Origin of the sequence: Alishewanella maricola, from assembly GCF_016343785.1 — a bacterium.
In the GTDB taxonomy this organism is placed as follows: Bacteria; Pseudomonadota; Gammaproteobacteria; order Enterobacterales; family Alteromonadaceae; genus Alishewanella; species Alishewanella maricola.
Window position 1 is genome coordinate 455,658 of record NZ_JAEINI020000001.1, and the last position, 22,714, is coordinate 478,371.

The following is a 22,714-nucleotide window of genomic DNA, read 5'->3' on the forward strand; positions in this document are numbered from 1 at the left end:
TGTAAGGCAGTTATTCCGCGGTGACGATCCGTTCAAAGGTTTCATCTTTGCGCAGGGTCAGGATTTCACAGCCGGTGTCGGTCACTAAAATTGTGTGTTCAAACTGTGCCGATAAACTGCGATCTTTGGTCACTACCGTCCAGCCATCGGCTAGCAACTTACTGTGGCGGCCACCGGCGTTGATCATGGGTTCAATGGTCAAGCACATGCCACTTTTCAACACTTCACCTGTGCCTGGGCGACCGTAATGCAAGACTTGCGGATCTTCATGGAACACGGCGCCAATGCCATGGCCACAGTATTCTCTGACAATGCTGTAACTGAATTTTTCGGCATGTTGTTGAATAGCATGGCCAATATCACCCAAGCGCACGCCATCTTTCACTTTTTTAATACCTAAGTACATGGCCTCTTGTGTCACTTTAATCAGGCGATCAGCCATGATGCTTGGCTTGCCGATAACGAACATTTTAGAGGTGTCACCGTGATAGCCATCTTTAATCACGGTAATATCGATATTAATGATATCGCCTTCTTTTAACGCTTTATCGTTTGGAATGCCGTGACAAATCACCTGGTTGACCGAGGTGCAAATTGATTTAGGAAAACCGTGATAATTCAGTGGGGCAGGAATGGCCTGTTGTTCATTCACAATATAATTATGACAAATCGTGTTCAGTTCATCAGTAGTAATACCCGCGACAACATGCGGCTCAATCATCTCCAGCACTTCGGCAGCAAGTCGGCCTGCAATGCGCATTTTTTCGATTTCTGCTGGGGTTTTAATAGGTGCTGTCATGCCTGCTCTCTCTGATACATCTGTTGAAAGGATAATGCTGTTAATTTACACATCTCATTGTGTTTGCAAGCTGCCTATGGTATAAAGCGCGCCGCAATTTAGCAAATTGCATTGTACCCTAACTTAAGGCTCGTGTGCTGTAGCTTTACAGAATTTCTGGCAATAAGTTAGACAGTTCAGTGCTTAAGCAGATTGCACTAACCTTAATTAAATAACACACATGCATCGACACATATTCCGGGGTGCTTAGCGAAAGCTGAGTCGGCATATGGGATGCATGGAGGCCTAACCCCTTAACAGGAATTAATATCATGGCAAAAGTTTCTATGCGCGACATGCTCCAGGCGGGCGTTCACTTCGGTCACCAAACTCGTTACTGGAACCCAAAAATGAAGCCATTCATTTTCGGTGCTCGTAACCGTGTTCATATCATCAACTTAGAACAAACTGTTCCGATGATGAATGACGCTTTGGCGTTCATCCAGCAAGTTTCTGCGAAAAAAGGCAAAATCTTATTCGTAGGTACTAAGCGCGCAGCCTCAGAAGCAATCAAAGAATCTGCAGCAAATGTTGACCAGTTCTACGTAAATCACCGTTGGTTAGGTGGTATGTTAACAAACTGGAAAACAGTGCGTCAGTCTATCAAGCGTCTGAAAGATCTTGAATCGCAAAGCCAAGACGGTACTTTCGACAAGCTGACTAAAAAAGAAGCTTTAGACCGTACTCGTGAAATGGACAAGCTGGAAAAGAGCTTAGGCGGTATTAAAGATATGGGCGGCTTGCCAGACGTGCTGTTCGTTATCGACGCTGACCACGAACATATCGCGATCAAAGAAGCCAATAACCTAGGTATCCCGGTAGTAGCTATTGTAGATACTAACTCAGATCCTAAAGGTGTTGATTACGTAATCCCTGGTAACGACGATGCTATCCGCGCAATCCAGTTATATCTGGGCGCTGTTAGCCAGGCGATTCAGGAAGGTCGTGACAAAAACATCGAAGTGCAAGCTGAAGCTGAAGCCTTCGTTGAAGCAGAATAATTTTTCTGATTTGGGCTGGCTGTAATACCGCGAGCCCTTTGACAGAATCACTTTGCAACAGGGGCATTTTGCCCCTGTTTGTCTGAACTAAATTACGAGGATGCTTTTATGGCTGTAACTGCCGCTTTAGTAAAAGAACTGCGCGAGCGCACTGGCGCTGGCATGATGGATTGTAAAAAAGCTTTAGAAGAAACCGGTGGTGACATCGAAGCCGCGATCGACGCGATGCGTAAAAGTGGTTTAGCGAAAGCTGCGAAAAAAGCCGGCCGTATTGCTGCTGAAGGTGTGATCATCACGCGCGTAGCTAACGGTGTAGGTATTGCTATCGAGTTTAACTGTGAAACTGATTTCGTGGCACGTGATGCCAGTTTCTTAGCGTTCGCAAACAGCGTTGCTGATTTAGCGCAAGCACAAAAACTTTACACAGTTGAAGCATTATTAGCGGCTGACTTAAACGGTGCTTCTGTTGATGATACGCGTGCTACACTGGTTGCTAAAATCGGTGAAAACATGAACGTACGTCGCGTAGCCGTAGTTGAAGGTGCGGTAATCGGTCAATACATCCACTCTGGTCGTATTGGTGTATTAGCCGTGTTAGAAGGCGGTAACGAAGATATCGCTAAAGACGTGGCTATGCATGTTGCTGCCAACAACCCAGGTTATGTTAACCCGGAAGACGTTTCAGCTGAAGAAGTTGAGCGTGAGCGTCAAATTCAAATCGAAATCGCGGTTAACTCTGGTAAGCCACAAGAAATCGCTGAGAAGATGGTTGCCGGCCGTATGGCTAAATTCACTGGCGAAGTGAGTTTAACAGGTCAGCCGTTCGTTAAAGATCCGTCAATCTCTACTGGCGAATTCTTAAAGCAAAACGGTGCTAAGGCCATCTCTTTCATTCGCTTAGAAGTAGGCGAAGGTATTGAGAAGAAAGAAGAAGACTTCGCAGCTGAAGTTGCAGCACAGATTGCTGCTGCTAAAAAGTAATTTACGCTTTAGCAATTTGCTGAAAACAGCTAAAATAACCGCGACCTGAGTCGCGGTTTTTTTTTGCCTGACTAATTCTAATAGCATAATGGGGAAATTATGAGCATTAATCCGAAACCAACCTACCGTCGCATCCTTTTAAAACTGAGCGGTGAAGCCTTAATGGGAGACGAAGGCTTTGGTATTGATCCCAAAGTGCTAGATCGCATGGCGCAAGAAATTAAAGAACTCGTTGAACTCGGTGTACAAGTCGGTATTGTGATTGGTGGCGGAAATATCTTCCGTGGTGAGGGCTTGGCTAAAGCAGGGATGAACCGGGTGGTCGGCGATCACATGGGGATGTTAGCCACGGTAATGAATGGCTTAGCTATGCGTGATGCTTTACACCGTGCTTATGTTAATGCTCGGATGATGAGTGCAATTCCGTTAAACGGGGTGTGTGATAACTACAGCTGGGCAGAAGCCATTAGCTTACTAAAATCAGGCCGTGTGGTGATTTTCTCGGCCGGTACGGGTAATCCATTTTTTACTACTGATTCTGCGGCCTGTTTACGCGGTATTGAAATTGAAGCCGACGCTGTATTAAAAGCCACGAAAGTCGACGGGGTGTATTCAGCTGACCCAGTAAAAGATCCGGCTGCTACCTTGTATAGCAAATTAACCTATAATGAAATTCTCGACAAAGAATTAAAAGTCATGGATTTAGCCGCTTTTACCCTAGCGCGCGATCACAACTTACAAATTCGTGTGTTCAATATGAACAAGCCCGGCGCACTTAAACGCGTGATTATGGGTGACGATGAAGGCACAATCATCGACCACGCGGAAAATTTACAGTAAACTAAACGACTGCGTTACTGCTGTATAAATAAAAAAAGGATAACGATCGTGATTAACGACATTATTGCTGATGCTCAAGTCCGGATGGATAAAAGCGTTGATGCTCTGAAAACTCAACTAAGTAAAGTGCGTACAGGCCGTGCGCATCCAGGTCTGCTAGACGGCATTCAGGTTTCTTATTACGGTGCAGATACGCCGTTACGTCAGCTGGCAAACGTGTCTATTGAAGACTCGCGTACCTTAGCCATTACCGTGTTCGACAAAAGCCTGACACCGGCGGTAGAAAAAGCCATCATGGCCTCTAACCTGGGTTTAAACCCAATGTCTACAGGCACTGTGATCCGTGTGCCGTTACCTGCATTAACGGAAGAGCGCCGTCGCGACTTAGTTAAACTGGTACGCGGTGAAGCTGAAGCCGGTCGAGTGGCCATTCGTAATATTCGTCGTGATGCGAATTCTGATTTTAAATCGCTATTAAAAGATAAAGAAATCAGTGAAGATGATGAGCGTAGAGCGGCAGATGAGATCCAAAAAGTCACTGATCTGTTCGTGAAAAAAGTGGACGAAGTGTTAGCAGAAAAAGAAAAGGAACTGATGGAAGTCTGATTTCAGACCTTTCATTTGTTGCTGTTTTTAGTATGAAATAGTATGAAGAAAGCGCCGTGTCAGTCTAACTTCGCGGCGCTTTTTTGTTTAACCCAATAAAATGTGGCGTGCAACGGCAGCGTTGGCACATAAGAACAACAATAACAGGTTAACTGATGACTGCAGTTTCACAGCTTAAACAACAAGCGTTGCCGCAGCATGTGGCAATTATCATGGATGGTAACGGACGCTGGGCAGAGCGTCAGAGCAAGCCCCGCGTTTGGGGGCATAAAAAAGGCGTTGAAGCGGTTCGCCGTAGTGTCAGTTTTTGTCGTGAATTAGGCATTCCTTCTTTAACGCTGTTCGCTTTTAGCAGTGAAAACTGGCGGCGACCCGAAGAAGAAGTCAGTACGCTGATGCAACTTTTTATGCTGGTGTTACAAAAAGAAGTAAAATCTCTGCATAAAAATAATATTCGCCTGAAAATTATTGGCGATTTATCTGCATTTAGCGATAAGCTGGTACAAAATATTAAAAAAGCAGAAGCTCTTACCGCCGCTAATACTGCGATGACGCTGAATATCGCAGCAAATTACGGTGGTCGTTGGGATATCGTTGCTGCAAGCCGGCAACTGGCTGAACAGGTACAGCAGGGAAAATTAACCCCCGCTGAGATTACCGAACAGTTAATGGCTCGCGAAATACAAATGGCCGATCAGCCAGAGTTGGATTTATTAATTAGAACCGGTGGCGATTTACGCATCAGCAACTTTTTATTATGGCAAGCTGCCTATGCTGAGTTATGGTTTACTGAAACCCTCTGGCCTGATTTTGACCAACAAGTATTTTCTGAAGCGATAGCTACCTTTATTAACAGAGAGCGACGTTTTGGTTGTACGGGTGCCCAGATCCGAGAGCTTGCTGCTGAAAATAAAGGATAATCATATTGTTTAAGCAACGCGTGATCACCGCATTAATCCTTGCGCCTTTGGCGCTTGTCGCGGTTTTTTATTTACCTTTGGTCGGCTTTGCCGCGGTGTTATCTGCAGCGTTTTTACTGGGCGCATGGGAATGGAGCGGCTTTTGTGGTTTAGCCGCTCGGCGTATTAGAGCCAGTTATGTCATCTTAACTGCGCTTATTATGTTGTGCTGGTATAGCCTAGTGTCATTTAGCGAGCCCTTGAGTAGTAATCTACTGTTATTCAGTTTGTTATTGCTCGGCGCAGCCTGGTGGACGCTGGCTATCGTCTTAGTGTTAACCTTTCCAAACAGTCAAACTTTGTGGGCCACCAGTGGCGTTAGACGCGCACTGATGGGCTGGTTCACACTGTTACCCGCTTGGGCGGCTTTAATTTTCATTCGCGGCATGCATTATGATGAAACACCCTTTTACGGTGCTTGGCTAATTTGTTGTTTACTTGGCTTAGTGTGGGCCGCGGATATTGGTGGCTATTTGGTCGGAAAGCCATTTGGTCGCACCAAATTACTGCCCAAAGTGAGCCCAGGGAAAACGTTGGAAGGCATGCTCGGTGGTTTAGTTTTTGTCTTATTGATGGTCACTGCGCTGTTAGCGTGGCTGGAGAAAACCGATCACAGCCTGTACTGGTATGTTGCTGCTGTGTTACTTACCGTGTTATCGGTGTTCGGTGATTTAAGCGAGAGTATGTTTAAACGTGTAGCGGGCAAAAAAGACAGCGGGGCTTTCTTACCCGGGCACGGTGGTATCTTAGATCGTATTGATAGCTTAACGGCGACCGCACCGGTGTTTGCACTGATGTTGGCCTTTTTAGGTAAACAGTTTTTATGAAGCAAGTGGTTATTCTGGGGGCAACAGGGTCGATTGGTTGCAGTACCTTATCGGTATTAGCTGAGCATCCCGAGCAATTCCAGGTATTAGCATTAACGGCTGCCACCGGTGTCGACAAATTATTGCAACAATGTTTGGCGGTGAGACCGCGTTTTGCTGCGATGCAAGACAGCGTTGCGGCTGCAGAGCTGGCTACAAAGTTAAAAGTAGCGGGCTTAACGACTGAGGTCTTAAGCGGCGAAGCTGGCTTAGTGGCGTTAGCCGGGCATCCAGACGCTGATATCGTCATGGCAGCGATTGTCGGTGCTGCGGGTTTACTACCAACCTTGGCTGCAGTCGAGCAAGGTAAAACGGTGCTTTTAGCCAACAAAGAAGCCCTAGTGATGACCGGTGAGTTGTTTATGCAAAAGGTGGCCGCCCATGGTGCCACCTTATTGCCGATAGACAGCGAACATAATGCGATTTTTCAATGTCTGCCGTTAGCTTTCCAGCAAAATACCCAGCAAGCCACCTTGCAGCAGTTTGGTATTTCTCGTTTATTACTGACGGGCAGTGGCGGGCCTTTTCTGACTCGTCCGTTAGACACTTTTGAGCAGATTACGGTGGCTGAGGCGGTTGCCCATCCTAATTGGAGCATGGGGCAAAAAATCTCAGTCGACAGTGCAACCATGATGAATAAAGGCTTAGAGTTTATCGAGGCGCGCTGGCTGTTCAATTGTCAGGCCGCAGATATTCAAGTGGTGATTCATCCGCAAAGTATCATTCATTCGATGGTGCAATATACTGACGGTTCCGTGCTGGCACAGCTGGGTCAACCCGACATGCGCACGCCGATTGCCCATGCTTTTGCATTTCCATCGCGGATCAGTAGCCCGGTTCCACCCTTAGATTTCTTTAGCTTACAGTCATTTACCTTTGAGCAAGCCGATGCTGCACGCTATCCAAACCTGTATTTAGCGATGGATGCTTGCACCGCAGGTCAGGGGGCAACCACAGCACTGAATGCGGCTAATGAGGTGGCTGTGGCGGCTTTTCTTGCCGGAAAATTAAGCTTTAACGGTATCCATCAGATTAATGCTTCATGCCTCAATCGCTTCCTAACCTATCAAGCGCACGCGCTGGATGATATATTGGCGCTCGATACCGAAACACGAGCCTATGCTCGGCAGTTGTTGGAGAGGGGTTAATGTCGGCTTTTTTGTTGAATGCGCTGAGTTTTGTGGTCGCGCTAGGTATTTTAGTCACCGTTCACGAATTTGGTCATTTTTGGCTGGCACGTAAAAATGGCGTGCTGGTAAAGCGTTTTTCTATTGGCTTTGGCAAAAGCTTAGTGCGTTGGCGTGATCGTCAAGGTACTGAATTTGTTATCGCTGCTATTCCGCTTGGCGGCTATGTGCAAATGCTCGATGAGCGAGTCGATCCTGTTTTGCCACAATTTAAAGATCTCGCCTTTAATCATAAAACAGTTTGGCAGCGCATCTCTATTGTGGTCGCAGGCCCAGCAGCCAACTTTATCTTTGCCATTTTCTTGCTGTGGGTGATGTATCTTATTGGTGTGCCGGAAGTCAAACCGGTGATAGCGCAAGCCCAACCGCAATCTATCGCGGCACTGGCCGGGGTGCAGCAAAATGAACAATTACTCGCCGTTAATGGTCGACCCTCACGCGATGTACGCACAGCAAACTTACTGTTAGTCGAACAATTGGGTCGTTCTGAAATTCGTTTAACCTTAGAACATACAGAAACGGCTCGACAGCGTGAAGTTGTGCTCGACACACGCGATTGGCAATTTGACCCTGAGCGTGATTCTGTTTTCCAAAGTTTAGGTTTGTCGTTATTGCTGCCTCAGGCCACCACTACCCTGGCGATGATCTCCCCAGGCTCTGCTGCCGACGCTGCGGGTTTGCAAGCGGGCGATATCATTTTGGCTATTGATGGCCAGCCCATTAGTGCCTGGAGCGAAGTGGAGCAGGCGATAAAAAATCAACCTGAGCAAACTTTGCGTTTTATGCTGCTGCGGGATAATCAGCAACTGACACTCGACGCAACGCCAGCATTAACGCAAGACAGCGCTGGTTTTAGTTTAGGGGTGTTGGGCGTGGTACCTACCGTGTCACCTTGGCCTGAGGGCCTGCGTTATACCCAACGCTATGGGGTGTTTGCGGCGATGGCTGAAGGGTTAAATCAAACCTGGCAGTTAACGCGGCTCAGTTTTGCCATGGTTGGCAAATTATTAACCGGCGATGTGTCGGTAAAACATTTGAGTGGTCCCATTTCGATTGCACAAGGTGCAGGAAGCTCCGCCAGTATTGGCCTGATCGCGTTTTTGTCTTTTATGGCATTGATCAGTGTTAATCTGGGCGTAATCAATTTATTGCCCTTACCTATTTTGGATGGAGGCCATTTAATGTATCTTGTGGTGGAACTAATACGCGGTAAACCTGTCTCTCAGAGAGCGCAGGATATAGGTTTTCGCTTCGGTGCTTTAGTCCTGCTAATGTTAATGGGAATTGCGCTGCTCAACGATATTTCTCGTTTGTAATAAACTAATCATAAGTAGTTCAAATAATGACAATTAAACGATTAGTAGCTGCGATCTTGCTTGCTACAGGCAGCAACTCGGTGCTTGCTGAAGAATCTTTTACCGTACAGGATATCCAGGTCGAAGGCCTGCAACGTGTTGCACTGGGTGCGGCACTTAATAACCTGCCTTTCAACATTGGTGATACCGTGACAGACTTTGCTTTGTCGCGCAGTATTCGCACGCTATATAGCGCCGGTCACTTCGATGATATTCGGGTATACCGTGATGGTAACACCGTTATTTATCGGCTGCGCGAGCGTCCAACCATCAATAATATCGAGTTCAAAGGCAACAAAGATATTAAAGAAGAGCAGCTTAACGAAAGTCTTGCTGGCAATCGGATCCAAGTGGGAGAGCCGCTTGATAAAACGATCCTCAAAAATATTGAAAACGGTTTAACTGAGTTTTACCACGGTGTGGGTAAATATCAGGCTAAGGTTGAAGTCAAAGTCACCTACCTGCCGCGTAACCGCGTCAATCTTGAGTTTGCCTTTGAAGAGGGCGATGCCGCTTCTGTGCGTCAAATCAACATCGTCGGTAACCAAATCTTCCCAAATGAAGAATTGCTTAGCGTTGTTGAATCAAAACAAGATATGCCTTGGTGGCGTTTTTGGACTTCGGACCGCTATCAAAAGCAAACGCTGCAAGGTGACTTTGAAAAGATCAACAGTTACTACCTTGACCGCGGCTACCTGCGCTTTAATATCGACTCTTCACAGGTGGCAGTTAGCCCAGATAAAACTGCTGTTTATGTGACCATGAACGTGACAGAAGGCGAGCAATATAACATTAGCGAAATTAATTTCGTGGGTGATTTGATTGGGCAAGACGAGGTCATTAACGCTATTTTACCTTTGCAAAAAGGCCAGCTGTATAACGGCGCTTTAGTCACCTTCACCGAAGAAAGCATTGCTCGCTTCTTAGCGCGCTTTGGTTATGCTAACTCGAAAGTTCGCACGATTCCGACCATTGATGATGACAAAAAAGAAGTGGCGTTAACCATCAGTGTCGATCCAGGTAAACGCGTTTACGTGCGTCGTATTGATATTAAAGGCAATGCCAGCACCAAAGACGAAGTTATTCGTCGCGAATTACGGCAGATGGAAGGCGCTTGGTTATCTAACGACTCGTTAGAGTTGTCAAAAGAGCGTTTACAACGTCTGATGTACATTGAAAAAGTCGATTTTGCTACCTCACCGGTGCCAGGTGTTGATGATTTAGTGGATATTGGTTTTACTATCAAAGAGCAACCATCAGGCAGTTTTAATGCGGGTGTGTCTTATGGTAGCTTCCAAGGTCTGTCGTTCCAGATTGGTGTGGAACAAAACAACTTTTTAGGCTCGGGTAACTCAGCCGGTATTAATCTTAATACCAACAAGTACCAAAAGAGCGTGACGCTTAGCTATACCGATCCTTACTATACCTTGGATGGCATCAGCTTAGGTGGTCAGGTATTTTATTCAGACCTCGATTACAGCGGCACCTCATCTAACCTTGAAGCCTACAACCGCAGAAGTTATGGCGTCGGCGCTAACGTCGGTTATCCGATTAACGAGCGTAACCGCTTAAACTTCGGTGCCAATGTTTCAGTCAACAAGATCAACCAAATAAACGAATATGACCAGTTACGTCATTTTCGCGCGGTATTGTTAGATGCGTCTAATCCAGACGGTGGTTATGATTTCACTAACTTTGAATTAAGTACGTCGTGGATGCACAGTACGTTAAACCGGGGTTTGTTCCCTACCGCAGGTCGCATGATGAACTTATCCTTGCGCGTCACTACGCCTAATTCTGATTTGCAGTACTTTAAAACTAACTTTGAAGCGCAGCAGTATGTGCCATTGAGTAATGATCATCAGTGGTCATTCCGTGCCAAGTTCGAATTAGGTTATGGTAATGGTTACGGTGATAAAGATGGTTACGATTACACCTTACCCTTTACCGAAAACTTTTACGGTGGTGGTACTAACCTGCGGGGTTTTGAAAACCGTATTATCGGTCCTCATGCTATCTTCCGTTCAACCAGTTCAGTACCGGGCGTACCTGATCCAATAGGCGGTAGTATTGCCTTCCCTGGTGATATCAGTAATGACTCTTATCAGGTGTCGCAGCGCTCGATTGGTGGTAATGCGATGGCGATGTTGACGCTGGAATTAATTACCCCCACACCATTTTTAAAAGAAGAAAATCGTAATTCAGTGCGAACCAGTATATTTGTTGATGCAGGTAACGTCTGGGACACAGAATTTGATATTAATCGGTATGCCAATTTGGTACAGTTGATCGCGAGTGATCGTGATCCTGCACTCATCGATTATTCTGATCCTAGCTTGATAAGAGCAACAGCAGGTATATCGGTACAATGGATTTCACCTATGGGGCCTTTGACCTTTAGTTTGGCGAAAATCATTAAGAAATACGACGGTGATTTACAAGAAAACTTTAGTTTCAATATTGGTACAACTTTCTAGAACATGATAGGAAATAAGATGTTTAATTCAAATCTTTTTAAATCTGCAGTATTTGTTGTAGTGGCGATGCTTTATACCGGTAATGCACAAGCTAAAGAAGTAAAAATTGGTTTTGTTGATGTAGCCGCTGTTGCAGCGAGTATTCCACAAGCCGCGCAAGTGCAAGAAACAATCAAAAACGAGTTCGCCGCTAAAATAGCTGAAGTGAACAAGTTAGAAACCGATATCAATTTCAATATTGAGAAATTGCGTCGTGATGGTCCTACCATGAGCGAAAAACAACAAAAAGATTTAACAGAGACAGTTAACAATCAGCGGCAACAGTATGAAACACTGGCACGCCCTCTGGATGAGCAAATTCGTCAGCGCCAAACAGAAGAGCGTAACCGTATTCTTGGTCTGATTAAAGCCGCTATTGATGTGGTTGCGGCTCGTGAAAATTTTGATGTAGTGTTAAATGCAACTTCAGCAGTTTATGCTAAACCAGAATTTGATATCTCTGAAAAAGTGATTCAACAGGTCGGCAAGGCGAAATAATACTGTGATGCTACTCTCTGTTTTAGCTGAAAAGCTTAATGCAGAACTTAACGGAGACGCCGCTTGCGGCGTTTCTGCTGTTGCCTCTTTAGAAAAAGCTGGCCCAGGCCAATTGAGCTTTTTATCTAACAGCAAGTTCCGTTCATATTTAGCCGATACTCAGGCCAGTGCGGTGCTGATTAAAGCTACAGATTTACCTTTCGTTGCCCCCGGAGTTAACAGCTTAGTGGTGGCCGATCCTTATGTTGCTTTTGCCAAAGCCGCACAATTATTTGACACCACACCTGACACAGCTAAACAGGGTATTGCGCCAAGTGCTGTAATTGATGCCAGTGCCAAGATTGCCGCTGATGCCCATATCGGTGCCAATGCGGTTATTTCGGCTAACGCAAAAATTGCGGCAGGGGTGCAAATTGGTGCCGGCTGCTTTATCGGCGAAGGCGCTGAAATTGCCGAAAATACCCGCCTGTGGGCTAATGTTACCGTTTATCATGGCGTAAAAATTGGTGCGCGTTGCGTTATCCAAAGTGGCGCGGTTATTGGTGCGGATGGCTTTGGCTTTGCCAACGAACGTGGCCGTTGGCTGAAGATCCCACAAACGGGCAGTGTGCGTATCGGTGATGATTGCGAGATCGGTGCGAATATCTGTATTGATCGTGGTGCTATCGACGATACGGTGATTGGTAATAACGTTATTCTTGATAACCTTTCTCAAATTGCCCATAACGTCGTAATTGGTGATCATACTGCGATTGCCGGTGCAACGACAATTGCCGGCAGCACGACCATTGGTCGTTATTGTATTATCGGTGGCGCAGCTGCCATTAACGGTCATATTTCTATCTGTGATGGTGTACATATTTCAGGAATGGCCATGGTCATGAAATCCATTTCTGAAAAAGGCGTCTATACTTCAGGTTTGCCTGCAACAACAAATGCCGAGTGGCGAAAAACGACGGCGAAATTACGGCAAATTGATCAACTGTATCAGCGCGTAAAATTATTGGAAAAACAATTGGCCGCAGCAGACGGTTCTGCTGATAGCGCCTCAGAGGATTAATTTTGGCTAACTCACTTAATAGCCTGGATGTTCAGGAAATCATGGCCTTGTTGCCACATCGCTATCCGTTTTTATTAATTGATAAGGTGTTGGATTACACACCAGGCGTGTCATTGACCGCACTAAAAAATGTTACCATCAATGAGCCTATTTTTACTGGTCATTTCCCCGGCATGCCAATCTTCCCTGGTGTATTGATTTTAGAAGCCATGGCACAAGCTACCGGGATTTTAGGTTTTAAAACGGCAACAGAACGTTCAGAAAATGAATTGTATTTGTTTGCCGCCATTGATGAAGCCCGTTTTAAAAAACCGGTAGTGCCCGGTGATACCTTAATTTTAGAAGTGAAATTTTTAAAGGAACGTCGCAACATTTGGAAGTTTTATGGCGAAGCAAAAGTCGACGGTCAAGTCGTATGCAGCGCTGAACTTATGTGTGCCAGAAGAGAGATGTAACGTGATTCATCCTACCGCAGTAATTGAAGCCAGCGCTAAGTTGGGACAAAATGTAAAAATAGGGGCCTTTTGCTACGTCGGTCACGATGTGGTGTTAGGCGACGACTGTGTGTTAGAAACGCACGTTGCCATCAAAGGCCCTGCTAACATCGGTAAAGGTAACCATTTTTTCCAATTCGCCAGTATTGGTGAAGCTTGTCAGGATAAAAAGTACAAAGGTGAACCGACAGAGCTGATTATTGGTGATTACAATGTGTTCCGTGAAGGCTGCTCAGTGCACCGTGGTACGGTGCAAGATCAAGGTAAAACCATTATCGGCGATCATAATTTATTTATGAACACCACGCATATCGCGCATGACTGCGTTATTGGTAACAATATCATCTTCGCCAGTGGTGCTCAGGCAGCGGGGCATGTGCATGTTGGAGATTGGGCCATTTTAGGCGGCATGACAGGCGTACATCAATTTGTCAAAATTGGTGCACATAGTTTTTGCGGTGGTGGCTCTATTGTATTAAAAGATGTCCCTCCTTATTTAATGGTGCATGGTGCCCCTTGTGTGCCTGCCGGTATCAATACCGAAGGCTTAAAACGTCGTGGCTTTAGCAGCGAAGCGTTGTTAGAAATTCGCCGCGCTTATAAAGAAGTGTACCGCAAAGGCCTAACCGTGCCACAAGCCTTAGAAGCCTTAGCTGAAAAATCAGCTAGCATGCCTGAAGTGAAATTATTTACGGATTTCATTGCAGACGCCAGCCGTGGTATTGCTCGCTAGCCTGAGCATTTAACCGTGCTGTGCTGCGAATAAAACGCTCTGCCTGCTTGTAAGGGGCAGAGCGTTTTTGTTATTACTGCGTTTTACTGAAGCGGATTAGCGGTTAAGATAGCCGTTATAGCGCATCGCATGACAGATAGACACTTACAGGAAGCATTTGCCCGGATATGGCTGAACACGACTTACCCGTTACCCCCGTTATTAAATTTGCCTTCATTGCTGGCGAGCACTCTGGCGATATCCTTGGCGCGGATCTCATTGTTGCTTTAAAACAGCGTTATCCCCACGCCGAGTTTTTCGGCATAGGCGGTCCACGAATGCAAGCTGAGGGCTTTCAAGCTTTATTTGATATGGAAGAGTTAGCGGTAATGGGCTTGGTCGAAGTGTTAGGCCGTTTACCGCGTTTATTACAAGTAAAGCGGCAAATTGTCAGCGCCATTTTACAAGATAAGCCGGCGGTGTTTATTGGTATTGATGCGCCTGATTTTAATTTGCCAGTAGAATTGGCCTTAAAACAACAGGGCGTAAAAACCGTGCATTATGTTAGCCCGTCAGTTTGGGCCTGGCGGCATAAACGTATTTTTAAAATTGCCAGAGCAACCGACATGGTGCTGGCATTACTGCCGTTTGAAAAAGCGTTTTATGATAAGTATCAAGTACCCTGTACTTTTGTCGGGCATACCTTAGCCGACTCGATGCCGTTGCAAGTGGACAAAGCGGCGGCTAAGCAGGCATTAGGTTTAGATCCATCGCGCCCAGTACTGGCGATTATGCCGGGCAGTCGCTCCAACGAAATTAACTTATTAACTGCTGATTTTCTCAAAGCGGCGGCTGAGCTACAGCAGCAACGCCCAGAAATACAATTAATTACTAATATGGTGACGACCGCCAAAGCCACTTTATGGCGACAAGTAAAAGCGGAGCACGCTGCCGATTTAGTGGTAACTGAATATATCGGCCAAGCACGCCAAGTCTTACTCGCTGCTGATGCCACCTTTATTGCATCGGGTACCGCCACCTTAGAAGCCTTATTAGCCAAATGTGCCATGGTGGTGGGGTATCGGACTAATTGGCTCACCTTTCAAATCGCCAAGCGTTTGGTTAAGTTGCAATATGTTAGCTTACCTAATTTATTAGCGGGTAAAGGCTTAGTCACCGAGTTACTGCAAGATGATCTTAACGTAACGGCCCTGGTGAGTGCTATGCAGCCGTTGCTTGCCGAGCCGTCTATTGAACTACAACAAGCGTATTTAGCGATCCATCAACAATTAAAGCAGCAGGCGAGTCAGGTGGCGGCAGCCGCAATCAGTGAGGTAATGGCAGATGTTTGAGTATTCTCGGCCAGAGGTAGAATGGATTGCCGGCGTAGATGAAGTGGGCCGTGGCCCTTTGATTGGTGCGGTTGTTACCGCTGCGGTGATTTTAGATCCCACTAAACCGATTAAGGGGTTAAACGATTCCAAAAAACTATCAGAGAAAAAACGCCTGCTATTAGCCGAAGAAATTAAAGAAAAGGCTCTGTGTTGGGCGTTAGGCCGAGCCGAGCCTGCAGAAATTGATCAGCTTAATATTTTGCATGCCACCCTGTTAGCTATGCAGCGCGCAGTGGCCGGTTTAGCGATTACACCACAGTGGGCCTTAATTGATGGTAATCGTTGCCCTGCGTTAGCCATGCCCGCGACAGCAGTAGTGAAAGGCGATAGTTTGGTGCCTGAGATCAGCGCTGCCTCCATTTTAGCCAAAGTGGCACGCGACGCTGAAATGCAGCTGCTGCATCAGGCTCATCCGCAATTTGGCTTTGCGGATCACAAAGGTTACCCCACCGCTGCGCATTTAGCCGCAATTCAACGATATGGCATTTTACCTGAGCATCGGCGCAGCTTTAAACCTGTGCGGTTAATCGTGGAGCAACACGCTCAGCAGACAGGCCAGTGCGAGGTTACAGCGCGATGAGCGATCCGGCCTTTATCCATTTACGGGTGCATAGCGACTTTTCGATGATCGATGGCGTCGCGAAGATCAAACCTATTGTTAAAATGGCGGCAGGTTTGCAGATGCCAGCCTTAGCCTTAACCGATCAAATGAATATGTGTGGTTTGGTCCGTTTTTACAGTACGGCGCACGATGCAGGTATTAAACCGATCATTGGTGTGGATTGCTGGGTACAACATCCGATCTTTCCTGGTGAGTTAAACCGGCTGTTACTGTTATGCGCTGATAACGTGGGTTATCAAAATCTGACAACCCTGATCTCAAAAGCCTATTTACGCGGCCACATCGATGGCAAACCGCAGTTAGATCATGATTGGTTAATTGAACATGCCGCGGGCCTGATCGTGTTATCCGGTGCCAAAGATGGCTTACTCGGCAAAGCCTTGCTAAAAGAGAATCCGGGCAGTGTGCAACAGCTGGTCAGTTTTTATCAGCAGTATTTCCCTGAGCGATTCTATATTGAATTATGTCGCACTGGCCGAGCAGAGGAAGAGCGGTATATTCAAAAGGCCATTGCCTTAGCCGAAGCGGAAGATTTACCCGTGGTCGCCACTAATGAAGTGGTATTTTTAAAAGCCAGCGATTTCCCTGCCCACGAAATTCGGGTGGCGATCCATGATGGTTTCACCTTAGATGACAAGCGTCGTCCGAAGAACTACTCAGAGCAGCAATACTTACGCACCGCAGCTGAGATGCAGCAGCTGTTTGCTGATATTCCTGAAGCCTTGGAAAACAGCGTAGAAATTGCTAAACGCTGTAATGTGACGATTCGTTTAGGCGAATATTTCTTACCGGCGTTTCCCACCGGTGGCATGTCAGACGCCGATTTCTTAGTGATGAAATCGCGCGAAGGCTTAGAGCACCGATTATTGCAACTGTTTCCAGATGAACAAGTCAGAGCTACGCAGCGTGTCGGCTATGATGAACGGTTGCAAATTGAATTAGACGTGATCAACCAAATGGGTTTTCCCGGTTACTTTTTGGTGGTAATGGAGTTTATTCAATGGAGCAAGGATAACGATATTCCGGTGGGCCCTGGCCGTGGCTCGGGGGCGGGTTCGTTAGTTGCCTATGCATTAAAAATTACCGATCTTGATCCTCTGGAATTTGACCTGCTATTTGAGCGTTTCTTAAATCCCGAGCGGGTATCGATGCCTGACTTTGACGTCGACTTCTGTATGGATCGCCGAGATGAGGTGATTGAACACGTTGCCGATATGTACGGCCGTGAAGCGGTGTCACAAATTATTACTTTCGGCACCATGGCGGCGAAAGCGGTGATCCGCGATGTCGGTCGAGTCTTAGGCCATCCTTATGGATTTGTTGACCGCATCTCGAAACTGATCCCGCCCACGCCCGGCATGACCTTGGAACAAGCGTTTAAAGAAGAACCGCGCTTACCGGAGTTATATGACTCAGATGAAGAAGTTCGCGATCTGATTGACATGGCAAGGCAGTTAGAAGGGGTAACCCGTAACGCCGGAAAGCATGCGGGTGGTGTGGTTATCGCCCCAACAAAAATTACTGATTTTTCACCGCTTTACTGTGATGAACACGGTCAAAACCCGGTCACCCAGTTTGATAAAAACGATGTGGAATATGCTGGTTTAGTGAAGTTCGACTTTTTAGGTTTGCGTACCCTGACTATTTTGCAATGGGCGGTCAATATGGCCAACGCCCGTTTGCAAAAAGAAGGACGTGCGCTGGTCGATATTAATAGTATTCCACTGGATGACCGCTACAGCTTTCAACTGCTAATGCGAGCTGATACCACGGCAGTATTCCAGCTGGAATCGCGTGGGATGAAAGATCTGATCCGACGTCTGCAACCTGACTGTTTCGAAGATATGATTGCCTTAGTGGCATTATTCCGCCCGGGTCCATTGCAATCGGGGATGGTTGATAACTTTATTGATCGTAAACGTGGTCGTGAAGAAATTTCATACCCCGATGCCACTTGGCAGCATGAATCGTTAAAAGTGATTTTGGAACCGACTTACGGCATCATTCTTTACCAAGAGCAGGTCATGCAGATCGCTCAGGTGCTGTCGGGTTACTCATTGGGCGGTGCTGACTTACTTCGCCGCGCCATGGGTAAGAAAAAACCGGAAGAAATGGCGAAACAGCGCGATACCTTCCAAGAAGGTGCCGCAAAAAATGGCATCGATCCAGAATTAGCGATAAAAATCTTCGATTTAGTTGAGAAGTTCGCCGGCTACGGTTTTAACAAGTCGCACTCTGCCGCTTATGCTTTAGTCTCTTATCAAACGTTATGGATGAAGGCGCATTATCCCGCCGAATTTATGGCGGCGGTGATGTCAGCCGATATGGATAACACCGATAAAATTGTGACCTTGGTGGATGAATGTGAGCGAATGAAGTTGACCTTGATCCCACCTGATGTCAATGCGGGCCAACATAAGTTTACCGTGAACGAACAAGGTCACATTGTTTACGGTATTGGCGCCATCAAAGGTGTCGGAGCCGCCCCTATTGAAGCCATTATCGAGGCCCGGCGTGAACACGGTGAATTTAGTGATTTGTTTGACTTCTGTGCTAAGGTTGATCTGAAGCGTTTAAATCGACGCGTGATGGAAAAATTAATTTTAGCCGGTGCTATGGATCAATTAGGGCCGACGCGAGCTAAACAACATCCTGGGCCGCAACGCGCTATTTTAATGGCTAATTTGGAAGAAGCCATGAAAGCCGCCGAGCAACATGCCAAAGCACAAGCGGTTGGCCAAGACGATTTATTTGGTTTACTCGGTGGTGCCGAAGATGAACCCGGTACACAAAGCTTAAGAATGGTGCCGCTGTGGTCCGATGAAGTTTGGTTAGAAGGCGAGCGGGAAACGCTGGGGTTATATTTAACCGGTCATCCTATAAATCGCTACCTTGATGAAATTAAGCATTACACCAGTTGCCGCTTAGTCGATTTACAACCAACGAAAAAAGATCAAAGCGTGCAAGTCGCAGGTTTAGTTGTTTCTGTGCGAGTTATGATTAACAAAAAAGGTCGGCGCTGGGCTATTGTGACCTTAGATGATAAATCTGCTCGTTTAGATGTACGATTTTTCCCAGAACAGCTGGAAACTTTCGAGCAATTGCTACAAAAAGACCGAATTTTACTGGTTAATGGACAGGTCAGCTTTGATGATTTTAACGGTGGCCTTACAATGTCCGGCCGCGATGTCAGCGAAATTACCGCGATGCGAGAAAAATCGCTGAAATCTCTGAATATCACTGTACAATCGACGCAGATTGATCAGAATTATCTGGAAAAGTTAAAACGGGCGTTAGCCGAGTATCAAGCTGGCACCGTGCCAGTACATCTTTGGTATCAACGCGAGGAAGGGCAGGTTAGACTGCAGTTAGGGACAGCATGGTGGGTCACGCCCACAGACGCTTTGTTGCATCAGTTACGACAAATGGCAACAATAGAATTGGAATTTAATTAATTAGGTAGTGATAGTCGATGATGCTGAATTATTTAGAGTTTGAGCAACCTATTGCTGAACTGGAAGCAAAAATAGACGAATTACGCAATGTCAGTCGCAATGGCGATTATGATCTTGGGTTAGAAGAAGAAATTAACAAATTAAAAGAAAAAAGCCTGACGCTGACCAAAAAGATTTTTGCGGAATTAGGTGCATGGCAAGTTGCACAATTAGCGCGCCATCCTCGTCGGCCATATACCTTTGATTATCTTCGGCATATGTTTACCGATTTTGATGAACTGTGTGGCGATCGGGCTTTTGCTAATGACAATGCGATTGTCGGCGGAACGGCCCGTCTTGGTGAGCAAGCGGTGATGGTCATCGGCCATCAAAAAGGTCGCGATACTAAAGAAAAAATCCGTCGTAACTTTGGCATGCCAAGACCAGAAGGTTATCGTAAAGCCTTACGCTTAATGGAAATGGCCGAACGTTTTAAATTACCGATCATTACGTTTATTGATACGCCAGGTGCTTACCCGGGTATCGGCGCTGAAGAGCGCGGCCAATCTGAAGCCATTGCCCGTAATTTAAAAGTGATGGCCGGTTTGAAAGTGCCGGTGATCTGTACGGTTGTGGGTGAAGGTGGTTCTGGTGGTGCTTTAGCTATTGGTGTGGGCGACAAAGTGAATATGTTGCAATACAGCACGTATTCGGTTATCTCGCCAGAAGGCTGTGCCTCTATTTTATGGAAAAGCGCTGAAAAAGCGCCATTAGCGGCTGATGCTATGGGTATTACTGCCGGTCGGTTAAAAGAGCTAAAATTAATTGACGAAGTGATTACTGAGCCACTAGGCGGCGCCCATCGCTCGCCAGAGCAAATGGCCAGCACCTTAAAGCAGGCTTTACTGCGTGACTTAGAGAAGTTACAAAAACTCAGTACCGCAGAATTACTAGAAAAACGCTACAAGCGTTTAATGTCTTACGGTTATTGTTAAGCATAGCTAGCTGAGGATAGGTCAGCTTTGCACCGAACAGACTTAAGCCAGTATTTGCTCAAGCAACTGCATCAACACCAGCCCTCGCGGCTGGTGTTGGCTTATAGCGGTGGCTTAGACTCACAAGTTTTATTGCATTTACTTTGGCCTTTATGCCAACAACACGCCATTCCCTTGCAAGTGGTGCATGTACATCACGGGCTAAGCCCGCAAGCCGATGCCTGGGCCCGTTTCTGCCAGCAACAGTGTCGACAGCTTAACCTGCCTTTTGAGCTTTGCCATGTACACCTGCCGTCTAATACCAATATTGAGCAACAAGCACGCCGCGCAAGGTATCAGGTACTAGCGGATTATATTACTGAGCCTCAAACGAGCTTAGTGTGCGCACATCATGCAGATGATCAATTCGAGACCTTACTGCTAGCATTAAAACGCGGTGCCGGCTTAAACGGTTTAGCCGCCATGCCAAGCTGTCGACATTTTGCCAAAGGCCAGTTGTGGCGGCCGTTACTGGCCATCAGTCGCCAACAGTTAATGGATTATGCCACTAGCCATGCGCTGTCTTGGGTAGAAGATGAAAGTAATCAGAACACCGAGTTTGAGCGCAATTTTGTGCGACATGCGGTGAGCCCGGTATTAAAACAGCGCTGGCCGCAGTGGCTCAGTACGGTAGGGCGCAGTGTGCAACATCTGCAAGATGCCGCCAGTTTAGCGGAATATTATACCGAACAAGCGTTAGCGCGTTGTGCCACGCCAGATAAGCTCGATCTTATTGCACTGAGTCAGCAGCATCCGCTACAGCAAGACTTGGTGTTACGCCGTTGGTTATATGCTGCCGGCTTTAATCCAGATACACAGTGGCTTTTAACGTTAAAACAGCAAGTTATCGCGGCGAAAGCCGATGCTCAGCCGCAATTAGTGGCCGGGCGCTTGTTGGTTCGCCGTTATCAACAGCATCTTTATTTACTGAATAACGATTCTCAACGGCAAGCCTTACCCAGTTGCGTATTAACTTGGCAACAAGCCTGTCAGTTACCCGAAGATCGGGGGCAGTTACTCTGGCATAAAACCAAGGTAGCGGGAGCATTAGCAATAGCTGAAGCGTCACAGCAGTATCAAGTGGTATTTGGTATGTTAAATTTGCCGTTTAAACCGACAGGAAAGCAGACTAAGCCGTTAAAGCAGTGGTTTAAGCTATGGCAATCGCCCCCTTGGCAGCGAGGGCAAATACCGTTGCTGCTGCATGAGGGCCAATTGGTGTTAGTCGCTGGTTATGCCAGTAGCTACAGCGATGAACAAGCTAAAGCGTGGCTTAGCTGGCAGCCAGCAAAGAATGAGCTGCCTTTTCTAGCAACTTAATACGGCCGCCATTATATTGACTGACCCGACCTTTGCCTGATAATTTAGCCTGGTATAAGGCTTCATCGGCGGCATGAAATAAATCGCGCGGTTGATGTTCAGCCGATAACCGCGCCATACCAATACTGCAACCGACGTTATGGCTCGCTAAAAAAGCATTTGTATAAATGCTTTGCAGTAAACGATCAGCCACCACATCCGCATGCTCTGCATCACTATCAGAGAGCAATACCGCAAATTCGTCCCCACCAAAGCGGAACAAGCTGTCAGTGGCTCTTAGCGATTCCCGCATACAATCTGCTACCGCGATTAACACCTCATCACCCACATAGTGGCCAGAGTTATCATTAACTTGTTTAAAGTTATCTAAATCTAATAACAATAACGTCAAAGGTAGTTGGTGGCGCTTAGCCAGTTGCACGGATTTGACAAAACTATCGTCAAAAAAGCGACGGTTGCCTAACGTGGTTAATGGATCTTTCAAAGCCATTTGCTGCAAGCGACTGACCAATAGTGCATTGCGCAATGCAAACAGCCACTCTGATTCTAATAACAGCAGTTGCCGTTGCACTAAAGGCGTAAACGCATGCGCCGAATCATAACTAATCTCAGCTAATACTTGGTTTTCTAGCACCAATTTTGATTGGTGATGATAAGCCCCTTTTTTTGAACCACGGGCTTGCAAGTTGCTGGAGTGGGTATTTAACGTCATTCCGCAAAGAGGCAAAACACGACCTGCGCTCATGGAAAAAATATCCAATTGCTGCTGCAAGTCTAAGGTGGTTTGTAATTGACTGACTAAACTGCTTTCACTGCAGTCTGGAGTTTCTTGCCAAATACTGCCGATGGATAAGTCACCAAACGCGTTAGTTAAGTTGCTTGATTCTTGCCACATATGCTCACCTTACCAGAATTTATTGTTGCACTGATAAGGATTAAGCAAATGTTAGGCCAGTTTTTTAAGTTATTGTTTTTACTTGATTAAGTTTAATTGTGT

At 46.4% G+C, this 22,714-nt stretch carries 20 protein-coding genes; 18 read left to right on the top strand and 2 right to left on the bottom strand.

The features are described from left to right. Positions 1–10: 10 nt before the first annotated feature. A complete protein-coding gene (map, locus tag JAO78_RS02280) occupies positions 11–799 on the bottom strand; it encodes a type I methionyl aminopeptidase (RefSeq protein WP_226749727.1) in 789 nt (262 codons plus the stop codon). Between the two features lie 311 nt (positions 800–1,110). Here map and rpsB point away from each other — a divergent pair, with 311 nt between their 5' ends. From rpsB to tilS, 18 genes are all read left to right on the top strand, one after another. Continuing rightward, a complete protein-coding gene (gene rpsB / locus JAO78_RS02285) occupies positions 1,111–1,839 on the top strand; it encodes a 30S ribosomal protein S2 (RefSeq protein ID WP_226749728.1) in 729 nt (242 codons plus the stop codon). A gap of 108 nt (positions 1,840–1,947) precedes the next feature. Further along, entirely contained in the window at positions 1,948–2,820 is an 873-nt protein-coding gene (tsf, locus tag JAO78_RS02290; protein ID WP_226749729.1) for a translation elongation factor Ts, read from the top strand. A gap of 99 nt (positions 2,821–2,919) precedes the next feature. Beyond that, positions 2,920–3,660 (top strand): UMP kinase, encoded by a 741-nt coding sequence (gene pyrH / locus JAO78_RS02295; RefSeq protein WP_226749730.1) that lies wholly within the window; start codon positions 2,920–2,922, stop codon positions 3,658–3,660. 48 nt (positions 3,661–3,708) lie between these two features. Further along, positions 3,709–4,266: a ribosome recycling factor gene (frr, locus tag JAO78_RS02300; RefSeq protein ID WP_226749731.1), complete on the top strand. Its 558-nt coding sequence runs from the start codon at positions 3,709–3,711 to the stop codon at positions 4,264–4,266. Between the two features lie 155 nt (positions 4,267–4,421). Next, the gene (gene uppS / locus JAO78_RS02305) at positions 4,422–5,186 is read left to right on the top strand and encodes a polyprenyl diphosphate synthase (protein ID WP_226749732.1); all 765 of its coding nucleotides are present in this window, start codon (positions 4,422–4,424) and stop codon (positions 5,184–5,186) included. A gap of 5 nt (positions 5,187–5,191) precedes the next feature. After that, positions 5,192–6,052, top strand: a complete 861-nt coding sequence (locus JAO78_RS02310) for a phosphatidate cytidylyltransferase (protein ID WP_226749733.1) — start codon at positions 5,192–5,194, stop codon at positions 6,050–6,052. Then, positions 6,049–7,239: a 1-deoxy-D-xylulose-5-phosphate reductoisomerase gene (gene ispC, locus JAO78_RS02315; protein WP_226749734.1), complete on the top strand. Its 1,191-nt coding sequence runs from the start codon at positions 6,049–6,051 to the stop codon at positions 7,237–7,239. Before JAO78_RS02310 ends, ispC begins: the two co-directional genes overlap by 4 nt. Continuing rightward, on the top strand, positions 7,239–8,594 hold the full coding sequence (gene rseP / locus JAO78_RS02320) for a sigma E protease regulator RseP (protein ID WP_226749735.1): 1,356 nt from the start codon (positions 7,239–7,241) through the stop codon (positions 8,592–8,594). The genes ispC and rseP overlap by 1 nt, the downstream gene beginning before the upstream one ends. A 26-nt stretch (positions 8,595–8,620) precedes the next feature. After that, complete coding sequence (gene bamA, locus JAO78_RS02325; RefSeq protein ID WP_226749736.1) at positions 8,621–11,110, top strand: outer membrane protein assembly factor BamA; 2,490 nt, start codon at positions 8,621–8,623, stop codon at positions 11,108–11,110. An 18-nt stretch (positions 11,111–11,128) separates the two neighbouring features. Continuing rightward, positions 11,129–11,647: an OmpH/Skp family outer membrane protein gene (locus JAO78_RS02330; RefSeq protein ID WP_226749737.1), complete on the top strand. Its 519-nt coding sequence runs from the start codon at positions 11,129–11,131 to the stop codon at positions 11,645–11,647. Positions 11,648–11,651: 4 nt separating this feature from the next. Then, on the top strand, positions 11,652–12,707 hold the full coding sequence (lpxD, locus tag JAO78_RS02335; protein WP_226749738.1) for a UDP-3-O-(3-hydroxymyristoyl)glucosamine N-acyltransferase: 1,056 nt from the start codon (positions 11,652–11,654) through the stop codon (positions 12,705–12,707). 2 nt (positions 12,708–12,709) lie between these two features. Beyond that, a complete protein-coding gene (gene fabZ / locus JAO78_RS02340; protein WP_226749739.1) occupies positions 12,710–13,162 on the top strand; it encodes a 3-hydroxyacyl-ACP dehydratase FabZ in 453 nt (150 codons plus the stop codon). A gap of 1 nt (position 13,163) precedes the next feature. Next, complete coding sequence (gene lpxA / locus JAO78_RS02345) at positions 13,164–13,934, top strand: acyl-ACP--UDP-N-acetylglucosamine O-acyltransferase (RefSeq protein ID WP_226749740.1); 771 nt, start codon at positions 13,164–13,166, stop codon at positions 13,932–13,934. A 167-nt stretch (positions 13,935–14,101) separates the two neighbouring features. Next, positions 14,102–15,265, top strand: coding sequence for a lipid-A-disaccharide synthase (gene lpxB, locus JAO78_RS02350; RefSeq protein ID WP_226749741.1), 1,164 nt, complete (start codon positions 14,102–14,104; stop codon positions 15,263–15,265). Then, on the top strand, positions 15,258–15,887 hold the full coding sequence (gene rnhB, locus JAO78_RS02355) for a ribonuclease HII (RefSeq protein ID WP_226749742.1): 630 nt from the start codon (positions 15,258–15,260) through the stop codon (positions 15,885–15,887). The genes lpxB and rnhB overlap by 8 nt, the downstream gene beginning before the upstream one ends. After that, the gene (dnaE, locus tag JAO78_RS02360; RefSeq protein ID WP_226749958.1) at positions 15,884–19,384 is read left to right on the top strand and encodes a DNA polymerase III subunit alpha; all 3,501 of its coding nucleotides are present in this window, start codon (positions 15,884–15,886) and stop codon (positions 19,382–19,384) included. Before rnhB ends, dnaE begins: the two co-directional genes overlap by 4 nt. A 17-nt stretch (positions 19,385–19,401) precedes the next feature. Next, entirely contained in the window at positions 19,402–20,358 is a 957-nt protein-coding gene (gene accA, locus JAO78_RS02365) for an acetyl-CoA carboxylase carboxyl transferase subunit alpha (RefSeq protein WP_226749743.1), read from the top strand. 27 nt (positions 20,359–20,385) lie between these two features. Next, entirely contained in the window at positions 20,386–21,717 is a 1,332-nt protein-coding gene (gene tilS / locus JAO78_RS02370; protein ID WP_226749744.1) for a tRNA lysidine(34) synthetase TilS, read from the top strand. Here tilS and JAO78_RS02375 read toward each other — a convergent pair. Further along, entirely contained in the window at positions 21,671–22,612 is a 942-nt protein-coding gene (locus tag JAO78_RS02375; RefSeq protein WP_226749745.1) for a GGDEF domain-containing protein, read from the bottom strand. The genes tilS and JAO78_RS02375 overlap by 47 nt on opposite strands. Positions 22,613–22,714: the final 102 nt, after the last annotated feature.

Bases quoted from the DNA above. Each gene is read 5' to 3' on its own strand.
- map (WP_226749727.1), bottom strand. From the start codon at position 799: ATGACAGCACCTATTAAAACCCCAGCAGAAATCGAAAAAATGCGCATT.
- rpsB (WP_226749728.1), top strand. From the start codon at position 1,111: ATGGCAAAAGTTTCTATGCGCGACATGCTCCAGGCGGGCGTTCACTTC.
- tsf (WP_226749729.1), top strand. From the start codon at position 1,948: ATGGCTGTAACTGCCGCTTTAGTAAAAGAACTGCGCGAGCGCACTGGC.
- pyrH (WP_226749730.1), top strand. From the start codon at position 2,920: ATGAGCATTAATCCGAAACCAACCTACCGTCGCATCCTTTTAAAACTG.
- uppS (WP_226749732.1), top strand. From the start codon at position 4,422: ATGACTGCAGTTTCACAGCTTAAACAACAAGCGTTGCCGCAGCATGTG.
- ispC (WP_226749734.1), top strand. From the start codon at position 6,049: ATGAAGCAAGTGGTTATTCTGGGGGCAACAGGGTCGATTGGTTGCAGT.
- rseP (WP_226749735.1), top strand. From the start codon at position 7,239: ATGTCGGCTTTTTTGTTGAATGCGCTGAGTTTTGTGGTCGCGCTAGGT.
- bamA (WP_226749736.1), top strand. From the start codon at position 8,621: ATGACAATTAAACGATTAGTAGCTGCGATCTTGCTTGCTACAGGCAGC.
- JAO78_RS02330 (WP_226749737.1), top strand. From the start codon at position 11,129: ATGTTTAATTCAAATCTTTTTAAATCTGCAGTATTTGTTGTAGTGGCG.
- lpxB (WP_226749741.1), top strand. From the start codon at position 14,102: ATGGCTGAACACGACTTACCCGTTACCCCCGTTATTAAATTTGCCTTC.
- rnhB (WP_226749742.1), top strand. From the start codon at position 15,258: ATGTTTGAGTATTCTCGGCCAGAGGTAGAATGGATTGCCGGCGTAGAT.
- dnaE (WP_226749958.1), top strand. From the start codon at position 15,884: ATGAGCGATCCGGCCTTTATCCATTTACGGGTGCATAGCGACTTTTCG.
- accA (WP_226749743.1), top strand. From the start codon at position 19,402: ATGATGCTGAATTATTTAGAGTTTGAGCAACCTATTGCTGAACTGGAA.
- JAO78_RS02375 (WP_226749745.1), bottom strand. From the start codon at position 22,612: ATGTGGCAAGAATCAAGCAACTTAACTAACGCGTTTGGTGACTTATCC.